The organism is Streptomyces sp. NPDC031379 (assembly GCF_055569615.1).
Map to the genome: position 1 here is coordinate 242,131 of NZ_JBVIIT010000003.1, position 17,125 is coordinate 259,255.

At 73.1% G+C, this 17,125-nt stretch carries 17 protein-coding genes and 1 riboswitch; of the genes, 6 read left to right on the forward strand and 11 right to left on the reverse strand.

The window, feature by feature from the left end; genetic code table 11:
• Positions 1 to 14 precede the first annotated feature (14 nt).
• The 5 genes from ACZ5CW_RS06015 to ACZ5CW_RS06035 form a co-directional block, all read right to left on the reverse strand.
• Positions 15 to 791 (reverse strand): class I SAM-dependent methyltransferase, encoded by a 777-nt coding sequence (locus ACZ5CW_RS06015; RefSeq protein ID WP_468598781.1) that lies wholly within the window; start codon positions 789 to 791, stop codon positions 15 to 17.
• A complete protein-coding gene (locus tag ACZ5CW_RS06020; RefSeq protein ID WP_468598782.1) occupies positions 788 to 1,423 on the reverse strand; it encodes a chloramphenicol phosphotransferase CPT family protein in 636 nt (211 codons plus the stop codon). Before ACZ5CW_RS06020 ends, ACZ5CW_RS06015 begins: the two co-directional genes overlap by 4 nt.
• Before the next feature lie 71 nt (positions 1,424 to 1,494).
• Complete coding sequence (locus ACZ5CW_RS06025; RefSeq protein ID WP_468598784.1) at positions 1,495 to 1,635, reverse strand: hypothetical protein; 141 nt, start codon at positions 1,633 to 1,635, stop codon at positions 1,495 to 1,497.
• Between the two features lie 49 nt (positions 1,636 to 1,684).
• Positions 1,685 to 1,867 carry a SpoIIE family protein phosphatase gene (locus ACZ5CW_RS06030; protein WP_468599057.1) on the reverse strand — a complete coding sequence of 61 codons (183 nt, stop codon included), beginning with the start codon at positions 1,865 to 1,867 and terminating at the stop codon, positions 1,685 to 1,687.
• 275 nt (positions 1,868 to 2,142) lie between these two features.
• Positions 2,143 to 2,817 (reverse strand): ankyrin repeat domain-containing protein, encoded by a 675-nt coding sequence (locus ACZ5CW_RS06035; protein ID WP_468598786.1) that lies wholly within the window; start codon positions 2,815 to 2,817, stop codon positions 2,143 to 2,145.
• A gap of 144 nt (positions 2,818 to 2,961) precedes the next feature.
• On the opposite strand from ACZ5CW_RS06035, the gene ACZ5CW_RS06040 reads away from it, so the two are divergent.
• Positions 2,962 to 3,552, forward strand: coding sequence for a histidine phosphatase family protein (locus ACZ5CW_RS06040; RefSeq protein ID WP_468598788.1), 591 nt, complete (start codon positions 2,962 to 2,964; stop codon positions 3,550 to 3,552).
• A gap of 20 nt (positions 3,553 to 3,572) precedes the next feature.
• Here ACZ5CW_RS06040 and ACZ5CW_RS06045 read toward each other — a convergent pair whose 3' ends face one another.
• From ACZ5CW_RS06045 to ACZ5CW_RS06065, 5 genes are all read right to left on the reverse strand, one after another.
• On the reverse strand, positions 3,573 to 3,923 hold the full coding sequence (locus ACZ5CW_RS06045; RefSeq protein WP_468598790.1) for a hypothetical protein: 351 nt from the start codon (positions 3,921 to 3,923) through the stop codon (positions 3,573 to 3,575).
• A gap of 145 nt (positions 3,924 to 4,068) precedes the next feature.
• Positions 4,069 to 4,821 carry a CbtA family protein gene (locus tag ACZ5CW_RS06050; RefSeq protein WP_468598792.1) on the reverse strand — a complete coding sequence of 251 codons (753 nt, stop codon included), beginning with the start codon at positions 4,819 to 4,821 and terminating at the stop codon, positions 4,069 to 4,071.
• A 21-nt stretch (positions 4,822 to 4,842) separates the two neighbouring features.
• Positions 4,843 to 5,064, reverse strand: a complete 222-nt coding sequence (locus ACZ5CW_RS06055; protein WP_468598794.1) for a CbtB domain-containing protein — start codon at positions 5,062 to 5,064, stop codon at positions 4,843 to 4,845.
• A gap of 36 nt (positions 5,065 to 5,100) precedes the next feature.
• A riboswitch (cobalamin riboswitch) is annotated at positions 5,101 to 5,246 on the reverse strand.
• 89 nt (positions 5,247 to 5,335) lie between these two features.
• Positions 5,336 to 7,426 carry a SpoIIE family protein phosphatase gene (locus tag ACZ5CW_RS06060; RefSeq protein WP_468598796.1) on the reverse strand — a complete coding sequence of 697 codons (2,091 nt, stop codon included), beginning with the start codon at positions 7,424 to 7,426 and terminating at the stop codon, positions 5,336 to 5,338.
• Positions 7,427 to 7,435: 9 nt separating this feature from the next.
• Complete coding sequence (locus tag ACZ5CW_RS06065; protein ID WP_468598797.1) at positions 7,436 to 7,981, reverse strand: MmyB family transcriptional regulator; 546 nt, start codon at positions 7,979 to 7,981, stop codon at positions 7,436 to 7,438.
• Between the two features lie 221 nt (positions 7,982 to 8,202).
• On the opposite strand from ACZ5CW_RS06065, the gene ACZ5CW_RS06070 reads away from it, so the two are divergent.
• On the forward strand, positions 8,203 to 8,898 hold the full coding sequence (locus ACZ5CW_RS06070) for a hypothetical protein (protein WP_468598799.1): 696 nt from the start codon (positions 8,203 to 8,205) through the stop codon (positions 8,896 to 8,898).
• On the forward strand, positions 8,895 to 11,723 hold the full coding sequence (locus ACZ5CW_RS06075; protein WP_468598801.1) for a M48 family metalloprotease: 2,829 nt from the start codon (positions 8,895 to 8,897) through the stop codon (positions 11,721 to 11,723). The genes ACZ5CW_RS06070 and ACZ5CW_RS06075 overlap by 4 nt, the downstream gene beginning before the upstream one ends.
• A gap of 27 nt (positions 11,724 to 11,750) precedes the next feature.
• Here ACZ5CW_RS06075 and ACZ5CW_RS06080 read toward each other — a convergent pair whose 3' ends face one another.
• On the reverse strand, positions 11,751 to 13,820 hold the full coding sequence (locus ACZ5CW_RS06080; RefSeq protein WP_468598803.1) for a SpoIIE family protein phosphatase: 2,070 nt from the start codon (positions 13,818 to 13,820) through the stop codon (positions 11,751 to 11,753).
• 300 nt (positions 13,821 to 14,120) lie between these two features.
• Here ACZ5CW_RS06080 and ACZ5CW_RS06085 point away from each other — a divergent pair, with 300 nt between their 5' ends.
• From ACZ5CW_RS06085 to ACZ5CW_RS06095, 3 genes are all read left to right on the forward strand, one after another.
• Positions 14,121 to 14,576, forward strand: coding sequence for a DUF485 domain-containing protein (locus ACZ5CW_RS06085; protein WP_468598805.1), 456 nt, complete (start codon positions 14,121 to 14,123; stop codon positions 14,574 to 14,576).
• The gene (locus ACZ5CW_RS06090; protein WP_468598807.1) at positions 14,573 to 16,189 is read left to right on the forward strand and encodes a sodium/solute symporter; all 1,617 of its coding nucleotides are present in this window, start codon (positions 14,573 to 14,575) and stop codon (positions 16,187 to 16,189) included. The genes ACZ5CW_RS06085 and ACZ5CW_RS06090 overlap by 4 nt, the downstream gene beginning before the upstream one ends.
• A 106-nt stretch (positions 16,190 to 16,295) precedes the next feature.
• Positions 16,296 to 17,117, forward strand: coding sequence for an SCO6745 family protein (locus ACZ5CW_RS06095; protein WP_468598809.1), 822 nt, complete (start codon positions 16,296 to 16,298; stop codon positions 17,115 to 17,117).
• Positions 17,118 to 17,125: the final 8 nt, after the last annotated feature.

Genomic DNA, 17,125 nt, shown 5'->3' on the forward strand with positions numbered 1-17,125 from the left:
ACCGTGGCCGGCGCTCAGGGCACGGACCGGACGAGGACGAGGGACCCGTCCAGGAAGGGCTGCCGGCGCAGCCGGCCGTAACGCTCGTCCCAGGCGCCGGAGCCGAGATCCTCGCGCAGCCGTTCGGTGTACCGCCGTTCCAGGTCGGCGTCGACGAAGCTCCACGCCGAACAGGAGCGGCGGGCGGCCGGATCGAGCAGCCGTTCCGGCCGGGCGTAGTACGCCTCGTTGAATCCGTCGACGCAGTCGGCGGGGATCGGCACCGAGGCGACCTCGGTCCGCCCGCCCAGCGCGGCGGTGATGTCGTCGAGCGCGGGGAAGCGGCGGGCCTCGGTGTCCAGCACGAGGGGCGCGTAGTCGTAGAGCCAGAAGTCCCGCACCTTCGCGGGGTCGCAGGTGAGGACGGCGACGGGTCCGCGGGCCACCCTGCGCATCTCCCGCAGGCCCGTTTCCGGGTCGCTCCACTGGTGGACGCTGAAGGTGGTCATCGCCGCGTCGAACGAGTCGTCGGGAAAGGGCAGTCGCTCGGCCACCGCGTCGACGGCGGGTGGCAGGTGTGCCGGCCGTTGGGCGCGCATGGACGCCGACGGTTCCACCGGCGTGACGTCGAAGGACGCCGACTCGTACGAGCCGGCGCCGGCGCCCACGTTGACCACCGTGCGGGCTCCGGCCAGCGCCCGCTCGATCAGGGCCGCGATCCGGGGCTCCGGGCGGCGGTGCGCGGCATAACCGCCGCCGATCCGCCCGTAGTCCGCGTCGCCGGCGCTTCCGTCCGTGGTACGCGCAGTCATACGAGTCCGTTCTGTTCCGTGGTCGCGCCCGGGGCCCGCAGGGTCCGCCGGAGCTGCTCGAAGGCGGTGGGGCGGGGCCGCCGCGCCAGGAGGTCCCGGATGCGCAGGGCGCATTCCCGCGGAGACAGCAGGCTGGTGTCGACGTCGAGATCGTGCGGCCCGTGGGCGTGGACCTGGTCGTACTGGAGTGCGGCCAGCCCCGGCTGCCGGTCTCCGCGCTCGCGTTCACGCCGCTCCAGCTCGCTCAGGGGGCAGCGGACGCCGATCAGGACCGTGTCCGCGGGCGGGAGCAGGTCGAGCAGGTCCAGCAGGCGCCAGCGGCGGCTCAACGGGTGGTCCACGACGAGGTTGTTGCCCGCCGCGGCCATCCCGGCGACGGCGCGGTGGAAGCCCTTGACCGTGCGGTCGATCTCGTCCTGCAGGTCCTCGTCGGCGATGGGGTGACCGCAGCGCATGGCGTGGAAGGCGTCGACGGGCATGTGGAACCAGATGCCGTCGAGCACCTCGAGCAGGTCCCGGGCGATGCTGGACTTGCCGGAGCTGGACGTGCCGTTGAGCAGGACGACGGTGCCGCCGGCGGGAGTGCCGGGAATGCGCGCGTGGACGGGGTCGGCCCAAATCCGCTGAGACACCGAGGGGTTCCCTTCCTCACGACTGCATTCCGAAAGGGAACCTACTACGGACCCGCACCGGGTCGGTGCGATCAGGGCGGTGGCGCCGGGCGGAGGGCCGGCAGGGCGACGTCGTCCGTGGTGTCGGTGCCCAGGCCGATGACCAGCTCGTCGCAGAAGACGTCGAGCGGGGAGCGGGCCAGGGACGCGGTGTACTGCCGCAGCCGGGTCATCGCGTCGTCGAGGGGTTCCCCCGGCGCTCGATGAGGCCGTCGGTGAACATCAGCAGCGTGGAGTAGGGCGGCAGCCGGTCACACCCGTGACCCGGGGCAGGCCGGGATCCAGGCCGATCAACGGGCCGGCCCCCGCGTCGAGACAGCGGGTGTCGCCCTCCTGGGTGGTCAGCAGCAGCGGCGGATGCCCGGCCGAGGAGGGGTGGAACTCCCACGGGCGCGTAGGGCAGATCGGTGAAGGTGACCGTCACCGTACGGCCGGACGGCGGCACGGTCTCCCAGGGGGACGACGGCGGCACCGGTGCTCCGGGCCACAGTTCGAACCACACCGTCTTGCGGCTGTCGCCGATGAGGACGCCGTGGCCAAAGGCCGGCTCGCCACCAGGGCCGGGCCCCGTCCGGTACAGGCGTACGGGAGGGACTCGTGCGGGGTCGGTCCGCGCTCCGGCCCCGTGTACCCAGGAATACCGGTCGGAAAGGAGCCGACGTGGCGGGGGTCGGCGGCAGTCACAGCCGGCGGCCCTCCTGCAAATACACCCCGTCGACCGTGACGCGGTCGGTCCGCTCGGAGCCTCCGACGACGCGGATCCAGCTCTCCACGACCAGCTCGCGTCCGGTCAGCTCGATCTTGAAACCCCCGTACATCCCCGGAACGGGGAACCAGCACACCGGGTTGCCGAGTTCGGTCAGCACCTCCACCTCCGGCAGCCGCAGCCCTTGCTGTGTGGCCAGGTCCGTGCCGTCCTCGAGGCCCGCCCGGTGCCGGATGAGGCGGTGCAGGTGACCCTGCAGGCCGGCGATCGCCTCGGCGGGCAGCGCGTGCCTGGGCCGGGGGCGCAGGAGCGCGGCGAGGTGAGGGTGACCGCGCTGTGCGGCGATGTCCGCGGCGCGGCTGCCGTCACTCGCCCGCAGGGTGCGCCAGGCGCCGTACTCCAGGAGACGCCCTGCCGTCTCGTCCGGGACGCCGTGCCACGCGGCCTGGTGCAGCGGCGCGTAGCCGCTACGGCCTTCCAGGCGTGCGGAGTTGGCCCAGGAGGGTCTGTCGTCGAGGATCTGGAAGACCGTCCGCCAGTCCCCGTCCCGGGCGGCGTCGGCAAGCCGGTCCCGCTGCTGCGCGAATCTCTCCTTGAGCGTCGACCGGCGGGTGACACCGTCCCAGTCCGCGACATGTTGATCCATCACGCGGCCGAGTCCAGGAGCCCCCCGCACGGCGTCGCCGCCGTCCTCTGCCTGGCCGGTGCTAGGTTCGCCACGCGGCGGGGCGACGGGGAGGTGCTCGCCGCCGTAGGCGCCCCACCCCGTAGCAGCCGCAGGAGGAACAGCCCCGTGACCAGCCGCGTCACCTTCGTCTCACCTGCGACCAGCCCGTCGCTGCGGCAGGCCCGCTTCTACGACGGCGACTCGCTCGACGACATGGGGGCTGCCCGCGCCCGCTCGGCGGCCGGGGCGCTGCCCGCGTCCGCCCGTGTCGTCACTTCCCCGAGCGTGCGCTGCCGGGAGACGGCGACGGCACTCGGCCTCGACGGCGTGCGGACGCCGGAGCTGGCGGGTCTGGATGTGGGCCGCTGGCGAGGCCGCACCCTCGAGGAGGTGGGGGCCGCCGAGCCGGAGGCGGTGGGCCGTTGGCTCGCCGACGCAGGCTGGTCGGCACACGGCGGGGAGTCGGTACGGGATGTGTGCGAGCGGGTCGGGCGCTGGCTGGACGGCGCGCAGGACACGGACGGGCGTACGGTCGCCGTGGTGGAGCCGGAGGTCGTACGGGCCGCGGTGGTCCATGTCCTGGGCCTGCCCGTGACCGCCTTCTGGCGGCTGGACGTACCGCCGTTGACGGCCACGGAAGTCAGTGGACGGGCCGGACGCTGGAATCTACGGCTCGGGCAGCCCCTGGCCGCGACGGGGACCACCGCGGCGCGCTGAGGCCGTGCGGGCGCCGTGGTTCAGCAGGCCCGGTCCCGGTGTCGGCGCAGCAGCGCCGCGATCGCACAGCGCAGGCAGTCGGTCCCCTCGTCCCACCGCGTCGACCGGACCGTGGGACAGGACGCCGGGCACTTCGGCCGTGCCGCGCCGCCGCCCCGCTCCTGGCCGTCCGCCGGGTCGTTCACCAGCGTTTCCAGCTCCAGCAGGAGCTGTTCGGTCCGCTTCACCTGCTGGGCGAGCACCCGCACCCGGGCGCTCTGGCCGCCGATCTGCCGTCGGCTGGCGATCAGCTGCTCGTACTCCTCGACCGTGAGGGCGACCGCCTCACGGCCCCCGAGGGTGATACGGCGCGGCTGGGGAGGTCTGGCCACTCGGTTCCTCCGCTCCTGGACTCGGCGGTCCCCGACCGGTCGGATGGTGTGCCGTGCCATGCCCGTGATCCGACCGCGCAGGTGCCCCGAGAACGCGAGAGGGCCCCCCGATGGTTCCGAGGGGCCCTTCCGTGTCCCAAAACCGTCAGTTCGGGGCGGGAACTGTCCGCCCGGACGGTGCTGTCACGGGCTTGGGGTTCAGCTGCCGCTCGGCCAACTCACCGAAGAGCAGCCCGAATCCGCCCCACAGGACGCTCTGGATGGCCAGTGCGGACAGGCGGAACCGCCACAGCAGGGTGGCCGGGAAGTGCTCCGGCACCTCGTTGACGGCCGGCAGGAACGCGTAGGCCAGACCGATCGCGGCGGCGAAGGCGGCCACCGCGGCCACGGTCGCCCACCAGGTGCCCAGTCGGGGCGCCAGGCGCTTGCCCAGGATGGTCGCGGCGACCGCGAGGAGGACGCTGAGCAGCATCATCAGGAAGTACAGGGCGGTCCGCTCGCCGATGGTGTCGGGGTCGCCGACCGACGGCGGGTTGGCCGGGTACTTCAGGAACGGGATCACGTACACGGCGAGCAGTGCGCAGCCGGACAGCAGCAGCGCGGTCGCTCGCGGGGAGAAGCGGCCCACGCGGCCCAGCGCGAAGCAGAAGGCCAGCGCCGCGATGCCGCCGAAGGCGACCCCGTAGACGAGGACACCGGTGGCGAGACCGGCGGTGGACTGCAGGGAACGGGAGACGACCTCCATCTCGTGCTCATGGGAGTGGGCGTCCTCGAAGCTGATCGCCTTGTCGACGTTCGGCTCACCGAGGAGGTAGGAGACGATCAGGGCGAGAACGCCGGCGGCCAGGCCGGCGAGCATGCCCCGCACGAGGAGGTTTCTTACCGATGCGGAGTTCATGGGCGTGCGGCGTCCCTCGCGTCAGTGGCAGGGGAAGCCGAGCAGGTGACGGGCGTCGTGCACCCACTCGTGGACGTCCGTGCCGTTGAACACGGAGGTGGCGCCCTGCTCGGCGCCGACGAAGTACAGCAGGATCAGCATCAGGACGCCGAAGAAGACCGCCCAGGGGGCGATGGCCTTCAGCGGCAGCTTGGCGGGGATGGCGGGAGTGGTGGCTGTCGGCTGGGCGACGGTCTGCGCCATGGCAGAACCTCCTCCGGGAGTTCGCGTCCCATGTCGGTGGTGCAGTGGACGACGGCCACGGGTCTGACTCACGAGACGCCCGCAAAGGCGTCTCGCACACAGTGGCGCGACCGTGCCGGATTCCCACCGGCTTCCGTCTCGCCGTCGTCGATATCGGACAGACCGTACCGTGCGGCGGGTACCCCGCCAAGACCGCGCCGGGCGGCGTGATCTTCCTCTCGCGCCGGGCAGCGGCCCGCGAACGGCGCCAGGTCCGGGTTCGGCGTCCCGGTCAGGACCCGCCGGCGGCCGACAGCGGCTGTGCGCGGGCGATGAGCAGGGCGACGTCGTCGTGGTCGGCGGGGTGCCTGAGCCGCTGCAGGAGCCGGTCGCAGGTCTCCTCTGCCGAGCGGTACGGCGGTGACAGCAAACGCAGGAGGTCTTCCAGGCGTTCGTCGATGGGGTCGTGGCGGGTCTCGACCAGTCCGTCGGTGTAGAGGACCAGTTGGTCGCCGGGTCGCAGGTCGAGGGTGGTGGCCTCGAAGGGCACGCCGCCGACTCCCAGCGGAATACCGGTGGGCAGGTCGAGGAGTTCGGCCGGCCGGCCGTCCCGGACCAGCACCGGGGGCAGATGGCCGGCGGACGCCACGTGCAGGCGGCAGCGGTGCGGGTCGTAGACCGCGTAGACGCAGGTGGCGATGTAGGGGTCCAGACCGCGCGTGATCTTGTCGAGGTGCGTGAGGATCCGGGCCGGGTCGAGGTCGAGGTCGGCGAGGGTGGAGGTGGCGGTGCGCAGGCGGCCCATCGCGGTGGCGGCCGGGATACCGCTGCCCATGACGTCGCCCACGGTGAGCGCGGTCCGGTCACCGTCGAGCGGGATGACGTCGTACCAGTCGCCGCCGACCTCGCTGAAGGCCTGGGCGGGCCGGTAGCGGGCGGCGACCTCGAGACCGGGGTGACGCGGCGAGAGTTGCGGAAGCAGGCTGCGCTGGAGGGTTTCGGCGGCGCTGCGGATGTGCTGGTGCAGGACGGCGTTGTCGATGCTCAGCGCGGCGGACGCGGCCAGCTCGCAGGCGAGGGTGAGGTCGTCCTCGTCGAACGGCAGGGGGTTGCGGGCTCTGGCCAGCCCCATGACCCCGATGACCTGTCCGCGGGCGATGAGGGGAACCGCCATGTCGGTGTGGACACCGGCCCGGGCGAGCAGACGGGCGGCGGCGGGGTCGGCGGCGACCCGGGTGAGGTCGCCGCTCTCCAGGTGGGTGATCAGCTGGGGGCGGCCGGTGCGGATGCAGTGGGCCGCCGGGTGGTCGGCGTGGTAGGTGGTGAGGCGGCCGGGCGGAACGATCGCCTGAGCGGCGTCGGTGGGGTAGGCGGTCTTCACGGCCAGGGCGCGGAACATCGCCAGTCCCTCGCCCACGTCCGGGCGCCCCGTCTGCAGCACGGAGTCCAGGAGGTCCACGGCGGCCATGTCGGCCAGGTCGGGCACGAGGACGTCGGCCAGTTCCTGGGCGGTCCGCTCCACCTCCAGGGTGGTGCCGATGCGGGCCGAACCGGTGGCCACCAGGCGCAGGCGCTCCTGGGCCCGGTCGGCCTTTCTCGCCGCCTGGTACCGGTCGGTGACGTCCACCACCACGCTGGCGAGACCCAGCGGCTCCCCGTGGTGGTCCTCCAGCCGGTAGTACGACACCGCCCAGGCGTGGTCATGGTCGGGGTCGGCGCGCGTACGGCCCACCACCTGCTGGTCCACCACGGGGACACCGGTCTCCAGGACCTTGCGCATCGTGCTCTCCGCGTCCAGGAAGCGCGGATTGGGCAGGATCTCGCGGAATGCCCGGCCGACGTGGTCGGTCTCGGCGACGCCGTGCATCGACGCCAGGGCCGGGTTGACGACCACGTACCGCAGGTCGGTGTCCAGGACGGACAGCCCGATCGGGGCCTGGGTGACCAGCCGGGTGGACAGGGCCAGGTTGCGCTCCACCTGCCGCAGCGTGGCCCGGTCGGTGGCCAGCCCCAGCGCGTAGTGGTCGCCGAGGTTGTCGGTCAGCCGCATGTTGCGGAACTCGACCATTCGGGTGCTGCCGTCCTTGTGCCGGACGGGGAACGCCCCCGCCCAGCCGCGTCCGGTCTCCATCACCTCGGCGAACAGCATGATCGCCGCTTCCTGGTGTTCGGGGTGGAGGAGCAGCGGCGCCGCGTACTGCCCGACCGCCTCGCCGCGGGCGTAGCCGAACAGCTCCTCGGCCTGCGGACTCCACATGTCGATCCGACCGTCGGCCTCCAGCAGCACCGCGGCGACTCCCAGCAGGTCCATCAGGCCGCTCGGGCCCGACGCACTGTTCTCCGGCCGGTCCGCCCGTTCCGGACGCTCCTCCGCTCGGCTCATCGCACTCGCTCACCTCAGTGTTCCGGTCATCACTTCACTCCTACCCCGAGCGGGCGCGAACGGCCGGGTGGCGGACGGCTTCACCCGGCCGCCCGGCGGCACGGCGCTCGTCCTCATCGGGTCTCTTCCGTCCGGGCCGGGACCGGGGCGGGTGCGGAGGGGGCCCTCCACCTTGACGAGGAACTCGCCGATGCGCTCGTTCAGCTGCCGGTCGTCGGGGTGGCGGGCCGCGGCCAGGCACAGATCGGCGACGACGATCTCGGCGGCCTCGTCCCAGTTGTCGTACCGCTCGCGGGGGGCCGGGTCGAGGAGCACGAACCGCGCGAAGTCGCGCTCCCGGTACGGCAGCGCGTCGACGTCGGTCGCCCGCCCCCGCCCCGCGGGTTCGAGGCGGGTGTAGCAGTCCGTGCTGACGCCGGCCTGGTGCGCGACCTCCTCCCGCCGGAGCCCGGGGACACGGCGGGCGCCGGGGCCCGGCGGCAGCCCGGCGGTGTCGGGGGTGAGGCGGGCGCGCCGGGAGCGGAGGAAGTCGCCGAGTTCGCTGTTGTGCTCCATACGTCCAGTATTCGAGGGGCGCGGGAACGGCGCGCGGGTCGAGGGTGGTCCAGCTGGACCCAGGTTCGCCCCACGGGGTCGCCACCCCCCGACGTGGCACACCGGAAGAGGGCGCTCGGCGGGGGCGCACGGAGAGTCACGTGCCGTCTGTCCATGGTCGTGCCCGCTGGGGCATCCTGGTCGGCGGGTCCGTGCGGATGGGCAGGGAGGGGGGCGGACGCATGCGTGCGACCGTGCTGGACGTGGTGCGGGACGTCGTCGGCCGCCACGCGCCGGCGGAAAGCCGGTTGATCGAGGATCTGGCGGGTCTGGACTACGGCCTGGTGGTACGGCGGATGCGGCGGGCGTCCTCGGGCGGACGGGCCGACCCGCTGGGCTTCGGCCTCGACGACATCGCGACGCTGATCACGCCCCTGGTGCTGCTGGCCGTCGACGAGGCGTGCCGCGCCGCCGTCACGGACGGAACCGGGCGGCTGATGAACCGGGCCACGGCCGCCCTCGGCCGGCTGCGCCCGTCCGCCCGCCGCCGAGCCACCCCGCCCGAGGTGCCCGACCTCGACCGGGAGCAGCTGGCGGCCGTACGGCGGCGGGTGCGGGAGGCGGCGTTACGGCGCGGCCTCTCCGGCGCCGACGCCGATGCCCTCGCGGACAGCGTGGTCGCACGGCTGGCCTTGGCGGGGGCGGAAGACCCGCAGGACGCCGAGGCCGGTGAGCCGGGCGCGTCGGGTGAGGCTGGTGCGGCCGGCGCGTCGGGCGCGTCGGGTGCGGCCGGTGAGGCAAGCGCGCATGCGGCAGCAGGTGAGGCGCGTGAGTCAGGCGAGTCCGGTGAGCCCGGTACGGACGAGCCCGGTACGCCGGACGAGCCCGGTGAGCCGGGTGGCGGTGGTGGTCGCCAGGAGGACGGAGCGGCCCGGTGAACGGGTTCGCGGAGGCGGCCGAGCCCCGCAAGGCCCCCCTGCCGTCGGCCCCCGTGCCGTCGGCCCCCGACCCGGGCGTGCTGCCCGCCGGGACCACGCTGCGTTTCCTCGTCCTGGTCGTCGCGATGGCGGCGGCCACGCTCGAGATGCTGAGCGGCATCCTGCGGCCGTACCCCGACCAGAACGTCGGGTTCCTCTGCGAGTTCGCGGCGGGCTACGACCCGGGCGGCAACCTCATCGACAACGCGACGCGGAGCAACGCCCAGGCAGAGGCGATCAAGGAGTGCGCCGAGGGCGCCCCCGTGACGCCGGAGTGGTACGGCCTGGCCGGCAGCGCCGCCGTCCTGCTGGCGGCCGCGGCCGTCTACCTGCTGCTGCCGCGCTGGAAGCGGCGGCGGCGCGGTCTGGTACCGCTGCACGGCCGCGACCCGCAGGGCGAGATCCGGGCCGAGGTGGCCCGGCTGGCCGGGATCGCCGGAGTGCGCGCCCTGCCCGACCTCGTGGTCGACCTGGCCGCCCTCGACGCCGGCGCGGTGGTCTTCGGCCGGGCGGGCAGGCGCACCCTCTGCCTCAACAACGGTCTGCTGCACGTCCGCCGGTCCGACCCGGCCCGCTTCCGGGCCGTGGTCCTGCACGAACTGGCCCATCTGCGCCATCGGGACGTGGACATCGCCTACGCCGTGACGGCACTCTGGCGGGCCTTCCTCGTCCTGGCCGCCGTCCCGTTCACCCTCGTGGTCGGCGGGAGCCTCGTCGCGGCGCACTTCGGCTGGTTCATGGGCGCCGACGCCGTGTTCTGGCCGGCGGCCCGGCCGTACATGGTCAGGGAGGTCGCGACCGCCGCCTTCCTGTTCCTGCTGGTCGTCCTGGCCCGCGCCGACACCCTGCGCCACCGCGAGCTGTACGCCGACCGGGCGGCCGTGGCCCTCGGTGCCGATCCCGGCGTCTGGCGAGGGCGGGCCGAGGGCGCCGCGCCCCGGGGCCGCCCGGCGCGGAGCCTCTCGGCGCCGTGGCGCAGTCATCCCTCCTGGGAGGAACGGTGCCGCGTACTCGGAGATCCGGCGGGCCTGTTCGCGCTGACGGACGTACCCTTGTTCCTCCTCGGCGCGGTCACCCTGGTCACCGGGAACGCGCTGAGCGTCCTGTGGGACGTGCGTCCGGCCGCCTGGCTCGTCGGGGGGCTGGCGGCGGCACTCCTGACGGTCTCGGTCTGGCGCGCGGCCCTGTTCGCCGCGCACCGGGGCACCCCCGGCCCCTCGGGTGTACGGGCGGGCCTGGCACTCGGACTCGGCCTGGTCTGCGGGGAGTTGTTGTCCGGGACGGACATCGGCCCCCGCTGGTGGCCCACACATCTGGAACCCCTGCTCTTCCCGTTCCTCGGCGCCGTGGTCTACGTCTGCTGGCTGGCCCAGTGCGCCCGGCTGCGTCTGCGGGACACCCCGGGCACGCCGCCCGCGCTGCGCCGGGCGGTGCTCGTCGCGGCCGCCGCGGGGTGCGTCGTGGCGGCGGCCGGCCTCGGCTGGTGGATGGGCGAGGGCCAGTTGTGGCTGGCCGGTGACCTGTACCAGGCGGGGGGTCTTGAGCAACACGTCCGCGAGTCCCTCCCCGGCCCCTGGGACCGGTACGAGCAGTACGCGTCGGTGCTGCCCTGGATCGCCACGGCTCTCGTGAGCGCGAGCGTCGCGGGTTCGACTCCCTTGATCGCGGCGGCCGCGGTGGTGCTGTGGGTGTATCCGGCAGTGCTGCTGCTGAGGCGGCCACGAGCGACGGGGCTGCGGTCCACGGTCCTCGCCGGGCTGGCCGGGGGCGTGCTCGGCGTCGCGGCCGTGGCGGCGGTGATGGCGTACGTCCACTCCTGGCGCCCTCCGCTCGACGAGCGGGGCGTCGCCTTCGGAGTCGTCTACATGTGGTGGCGGACCGTCGCCCTGTGGGCGGGCGTGGCCGTGACGGCGGCCGTCGTCGCCGCGACCACCCGCACCCACCGGCTGCCTCGCGCTCTGGCCGCCGCCGGCATCGCCCAGATCATCGCGCTGGCAGGGCAGTTCGTGCTCCAGTCCGCAGACGGCTGTCTGGGTCCGCTGCGGGTCATGGGCAACACCTGCCACTGGCTGCCCGACGCCTCGTGGTCGTTGACCGAACTCCTGGTGCAGACGGCCGCACCGGCGCTGTTCGGCGCCGCTCTGGCCGCCACTCCCCTGGCCCGGCTCCCCCGCGCCGCGAGGCCTTCGGTGCCCGCCGAAGCCGTACGAGGGTCGTGGCCGGTCCGGATCGCCGTGGGCGCCGTCGCGGTCCTGGCCGTCGTGTCGTCCGTCGTCGCCGCGCGGTCGGTGACGGGCGACGGTACGGCCCTGGCGGTGCCAGACCGTCCCCCGGCCGCCGGCACCGGTGAGCGGGTGCGCGGCTTCCAGTTGCTGGCCTGGTTCAAGATGAGCGGCCAGGCCGACATCGTCGCCCTGGCCTCTCGCTACACCGAACTCGGCAAGTGGTTCAAGGAGTCGACGGACGCCGAGACCGGTGCCGTCGACGGTGACGCCCTGCGCCCCGTCTGCACCGGCCTCACCCGCGACACGGCCACCGCCCGACGCCACCTGGGCGTACCCGACCCCGAGCTGGGCCGCGCATGGTCCACCTTGCTGGCCAAGAGCCGGGACGCGGCCCGCGAGTGCACGTCCGTGCTCGACTCGAAGACGGACGACGTGCAGCGCAACACGAAGATGGTGGAGCAGCTCTTCGCCGCCTACGAGCAGGCGAGCCATGTCCTCCCACCCCTGACGGACCGCGTCAGCACCGCGCTGGAGCAGTGGCCGCAGTGGAAGGCCGGCTGATCGGCCCGGCCCTCGCGGTCCTGGGTTTCAGGCCTGGGCCCGGGCGATGAGCAGGGCGACGTCGTCCTCGCCGCCGGGCGGCCGCAGGATCTCCAGGACGCGGTCGCAGGTGCGTTCCAGGTCGTGCCCACGTGTCGCGGTGAGGGCGTCCAGGAGGGTGTCCAGGCGGGCGTCGATGGGTTCGCTTCGGGTCTCGACCAGACCGTCGGTGTAGAGAGCCAGCTCGTCGCCGGGGCGGAAGGCGATGGTGGCGGCCTCGAAGGGGACCCCGCCGACACCCAGCGGTGCGCCGGCGGGCAGGTCGATCAGGTGCGCCGCTTGGCCGGCACGCGTCAGGGCCGGGGGCAGATGGCCGGCGCGGCAGATCCGGCACTGGCCCTGGTGAGGGTCGTAGACGCAGTAGATGCAGGTGGTGATGGTCTGCTCGGTGCTCTCGGCCAGGTGGTCGAGGTGTCGCAGGACCTCGGCGGGGGCGAGGTCGAGTTCGGCGAAGGCGCGGGCCGCCGTGCGGAGTTGCCCCATGGTGGCGGCGGCATTGATGCCGCTGCCCATGACGTCCCCGACGACCAGGGCGGTCTTGTCCCCTCGGAGAGGTATGGCGTCGTACCAGTCGCCGCCGATCTCGCTCATGGCGCCCGCGGGCTGGTAGCGGCAGGCGACCTCGAGGCCCGGCAGGTGGGTCGGGGGGTCGGGAAGCAGGCTCCGCTGGAGGGTGAGGGCCGCGTGCCGTTGGGCCTGGTAGCCGCGGGCGTTGTCGATGCAGACCGCGGCTCGGGCGGCCAGCTCCGTGGCGAGCAGGGTGTCGTCGTCGTCGAAGGGCGCGGGGTTCCGGGTGCGGGCGAGGGCGAGGACGCCGAGGATCTCGCCCCGGGCCATGAGCGGTACGGCGAGGTAGGAGTGCACCCCGGCCGTCGCGAGGAGGGAGGCGGCCTCACCGTGCCGGGCGATGCGGCCCAGGTCCCGAGCGCTGGTGTGCGGCACCAGTACCGGTTGGCGGGTGCGTACGCACTGGGTGATCAGGCGGTCGCTGTCGTAGGGGGCGAGTCCTCCCGGCGGGCCGACCGCGCGGACCGCCTCGGTGGAGTGGGCCGCGCTGATGGCGAGGGCGCGGAAGAGGGCCGGGCCCTCGCGGGGCGCGGTCCGGCCGTCGAGGGCGCTGTCGAGTATGTCCACGGCTGCCACGTCGGCCAGGGCCGGTACGACGACGTCGGTGAGTTCGCGCGCCGTCGTCTCCAGGTCGAGGGTGGTCCCCACGGAAACGGAAGCCCCGGCGATCAGTGCCAGCCGTTGCCGGGCCCGTGCCGCCTCGGCGGCGGCTCGATGACGCTCGGTGACGTCGATGACGGAGTAGGCCAGGCCCAGCACCTTCCCACCGGAGTCCTCCAGTCGGTAGTACGAGACGGACCAGGCGTGCTCGTGGTCCGGGTCGGCGGGGGGACGGCAGACGATGTTCCGGTCCACGACCGACTCGCCCGTCTCCAGGACCCGGCGCAGACGTGCCTCGGGGTCCGTGTCCAGGAAGGTCAGGATCTCGCCGACCGACCGGCCGAGACGCTCGGCGGCGGACTGGCCGGTGATGCGTTCGAGGGCCGGATTCATGGCCAGGTACCGCAGGTCCGGGTCCAGGATGGCCAGCCCGACCGGGGACTGGGACACCAGACGCATGGCCAGGGCGGCATTGCGCTCGACCCGCTCCACCGTGGCCTGGTCCGCGGCCAGGCCCAGGGCGTAGACGTCACCGAGGTCGTCCAGCAGCCGCATGTTGCGGAACTCCACCAGGCGGGTGCTGCCGTCCTTGTGCCGGATCGGGAAGGCCCCGGCCCAGTCGGTGCCGGATTCCATGACCTCGGCGAACAGCCTGATCACTTCGTCCTGGTGCTCCTCGTGGACCGTCAGCCGAGCCGCGTCCTGACCCAGCGCCTCCGCCGGGGTGTAGCCGAACAGCTCCTCGGCCTTCGGGCTCCAGAAGACCACCTGTCCCTGCGCGTTCAGCACCACCGCGGCGACGCTGAGAAGGTCGAGCAGGCCACTGGGCGGCGCGGCGGGGCCCGCCACGGACCGGCCGTCGCCTGCTCGGGAGGAGTCCGTCGTGCCCATGCCTCATTTTCCCCCCGCTCGGCGCCTCGGCTCGTGCGGCGGCTGCGGACGTTCCGCCCCTGTCCGTGGCCGTCTCGGAAGAGGGGCGAGCCGCGGGGGCGAACCGTGAACCGCGGGGCCGCCGCGGTACTCGGCCTTCGAAACCACGGTGGCCGGGTCCGCCGTCGTGACGCCGTTCCGAACCCGAAACGTGACCCTCAGTGGCCTTACAGGCATTCCAACCAGTCGGTATCGTGCGCCGCCACACCATTCCCGCACCGTCCACCTCCACGGATCCCAGCTGTAGCGGAAGGCCCTGCAATGACATTCGGCGACGAGAACCGGTACCCGCCCTCAGAAACAGGATGGCCGCCGCCCTACAACGAACCCCAGTGGTACGGACACAACGGCTCTCGGTACGAGTCGTACCGGCAAGCCCCGTGGGACGAACCGTACGCCCAGGGGACCCCCCGGCGCGGTGCCGACCTCGGCGCCCTGCGCTCGGCCTACCGCCTGCTCCGCCGGATCTCCACGCTGACCGCGTTCGGTTCCTTCGTGGTGTACGTCGCGCTGTCCTGCTCCGCGCCCGGCCTGATGGGGACGAAGGTCGCCGGAGAGCTGAGCCTGGGGATGGCCCTGGGGGTGCTCCAGCTCGTCGTCACCTTCGCTGCGGTCTTCTGGTACGGGCGCAGTGCACAACGCTCGGTGGATCCCCTGGCCCGCGTCGTCAGGGAGCAGGCGGCCTCCACCCGCCGGAGCGCGGAGGCGGCGAGATGAACGACTTCAGCTCCGGGACGCAGACCATCGTCCTCCTCCTGTTCACCACACTGGTCACCGTCACACTGCTGATGTGCGTGGTGGCGGGACCGGACCGCGACGACCTGACGAACTTCTACACCGGCTACCGCTCACTCACCCCGCTGAAGAACGGCCTGGCGATCGCCGGCGACTACATCTCGGCGGCCACGGTGCTGAGCACCACCGGCATCGTCGCGCTCGCCGGATACGACGGTTACGTCCTCGCGGTCAGCACCGCCCTGTCCCTGGTGCTGCTGATGTTCCTGCTGGCCGAACCCCTGCGCAACGCCGGCCTGTTCACCATGGGCGACGTCCTGGCGCGCAACATGCCCGGACGGGCCGTGCGTATCGCGGCCTGCGTGGTGACGCTGTCGGCGACCCTGCCCTTCCTGGTCGTCCAGCTCTCCGGGGCCGGATCGCTGCTCACCTTCATCCTGGACATCCCGCAGGTGGCGGGCGCCAGGACGGCGTGCATCGTCATCGTCGGCAGCTTGATGATCATCTACGCGGCGCTCGGCGGCATGCGAGGCACCGCGCTCATCCAGATGATCAAGATCGTGATCCTGCTCGGCACCAGCGCCGTCGTCGCCGCTCTCGTGCTGAACCGCTTCGACTGGAACTTCGGCGAGGTCCTCACGGCGGCCCAGCACGGCAGCGGCGCGGGTCCCGCCTTCCTGCAGCAGGGCCTGCAGTTGGGCACCTCGGCCGTCGACCGGCTGGACTTCGCAAGTCTTCAGATCACCGTGGTGCTCGGCGTGGCCTGTCTGCCCCACATCACGATGCGCCTGTACTCCGCGCAGGACGTGCCGGCCGTGCGGCGCTCCATGTCGTGGGCGGTGGGCACGGTCACCACGTTCTGCCTGCTCGTGATCGTCATGGGTACGGGGGCGGCGGCACTGGTGGGGTCGCGGTACATCACCGCGGCCGACCCGCACGGCAGAACGTCGGTGCTCATGTTGTCGCAGGTGCTCGGCGGAGCCCCCGCCTCGGCGGGCTCGACGATCCTCTACTCGGCCGTGGCGGGCATGGTGTTCATCACCCTGCTGTCGTCGGTCGCGGGGATGACCCTGGCCGCGGCCTCGTCGCTCGCCCACGACCTGTTCGCCCACGCGGCGCGGCGAGGACAGGCCGAGCCGCGTACGGAGATGACGGTGGCGGCGTGGACGAGCGTGGCGGTGGGAACCCTTGCCATCGGGCTCGCCACCCTGGTGCAGAACTGGGACGTCGGCGTGCTGACCACTCTCGCCGTCTGCATGGGGGCGTCCGCGGTGGCGCCCGCGCTCACCTACTCCCTGTTCTGGCGAGGATTCACCCGCACCGGCCTGCTGGCCACCCTCTACGGCGGCGCGGCCTGCGCGCTGCTGCTCACGGTCTTCTCCAAGGCCGTGTCGGGCACACCGTCCGCCGTCTTCCCGGACGCCGACTTCGACCTGTTCCCGATGCAGTCCACCGGACTGGTCTCCATCCCGTTCGGCTACCTGGCGGGGTGGCTGGGCAGCCGGCTGGACCACCGGCGCCGCCCTGCCGACAGCCGCGAGAACCGGCGGCTGTACGAGGAGGGCGAGGCACGGCTGCTCGCCGCGGCCGAATGACCGCGCCGGCACGCCGAGCCGCCTGCCGCTCCGGCACCTGCGAGCGCACGGCGCGTACGGAACCGCAGCCACCACCCCGTTCGCCGACCATCCGAGGAGGTACCCCATGAAGACAGCACGTGCGGCCTGGCGCCGCCTCGAGCCGCTGCACGCCATGATCTACTTCGTCCCCGAGGGGAGGCGACGGTACGCGGACCTGGGACTGAGCGGACGAGCCGGCTACTTCACCTCGCGGAGCGCGGCGCTCGGCCGGGCGTCCGCCGAGCTGATCATCTCGACCTTCTACAACTTCAACCCCGATGTCGTGCGGGGGGCGGTCGACGGGGTCTGGGACGCGACGACGCCGCAGCAGGTGCTGGACGCGCGGTACGCCGCGGCGGACGAAGCCCTGCGGCGGGCGGGAATCCACGAGCTGCCCGACCTGGACGAGGTGCTGGCGCTGGCCCGCCGGGCAGCCGAGGCGGCCTGCGAACACACGCAGGGCCGCCCGCTGTTCGCCGCGCATGCCGCACTGCCCTGGCCGGACGAGCCGGTACCGCAGCTGTGGCACGCCCAGACGCTGCTCCGGGAGTTCCGCGGAGACGGCCATGTCGCCTGCCTGGTGAGCGAGGGCGTCGGGGGCCTGGAGGCCCTGATCCTGCACGCCGCGACCGGTGAGGTTCCCGTCTCCATGCTCAAGGCGACCCGCGCCTGGCCCGAGGAGGAGTGGGCCGGCACCCGGGAGCGTCTGCGCGAGCGGGGCCTGCTCGAGGGCGACTCGCTCAGCCCGGAAGGCGTACGCCTGCGCCGGCACATCGAGGACCGCACCGACCGGCTGGCCCTTCCCGCCTACGCCGCCCTCGGTGACGCCGGCTGTGAGCGTCTCGCGGAACTCGCGAGCCCCTACGGCCGCGCTGTGGTCGACGCCGGCCTTCTCACGTTCGGCTGACCCCTGAC

Bases quoted from the DNA above. Each gene is read 5' to 3' on its own strand.
- ACZ5CW_RS06015 (WP_468598781.1), bottom strand. From the start codon at position 791: ATGACTGCGCGTACCACGGACGGAAGCGCCGGCGACGCGGACTACGGG.
- ACZ5CW_RS06025 (WP_468598784.1), bottom strand. From the start codon at position 1,635: ATGACCCGGCTGCGGCAGTACACCGCGTCCCTGGCCCGCTCCCCGCTC.
- ACZ5CW_RS06050 (WP_468598792.1), bottom strand. From the start codon at position 4,821: ATGAACTCCGCATCGGTAAGAAACCTCCTCGTGCGGGGCATGCTCGCC.
- ACZ5CW_RS06055 (WP_468598794.1), bottom strand. From the start codon at position 5,064: ATGGCGCAGACCGTCGCCCAGCCGACAGCCACCACTCCCGCCATCCCC.
- ACZ5CW_RS06060 (WP_468598796.1), bottom strand. From the start codon at position 7,426: ATGAGCCGAGCGGAGGAGCGTCCGGAACGGGCGGACCGGCCGGAGAAC.
- ACZ5CW_RS06065 (WP_468598797.1), bottom strand. From the start codon at position 7,981: ATGGAGCACAACAGCGAACTCGGCGACTTCCTCCGCTCCCGGCGCGCC.
- ACZ5CW_RS06070 (WP_468598799.1), top strand. From the start codon at position 8,203: ATGCGTGCGACCGTGCTGGACGTGGTGCGGGACGTCGTCGGCCGCCAC.
- ACZ5CW_RS06080 (WP_468598803.1), bottom strand. From the start codon at position 13,820: ATGGGCACGACGGACTCCTCCCGAGCAGGCGACGGCCGGTCCGTGGCG.
- ACZ5CW_RS06085 (WP_468598805.1), top strand. From the start codon at position 14,121: ATGACATTCGGCGACGAGAACCGGTACCCGCCCTCAGAAACAGGATGG.
- ACZ5CW_RS06090 (WP_468598807.1), top strand. From the start codon at position 14,573: ATGAACGACTTCAGCTCCGGGACGCAGACCATCGTCCTCCTCCTGTTC.
- ACZ5CW_RS06095 (WP_468598809.1), top strand. From the start codon at position 16,296: ATGAAGACAGCACGTGCGGCCTGGCGCCGCCTCGAGCCGCTGCACGCC.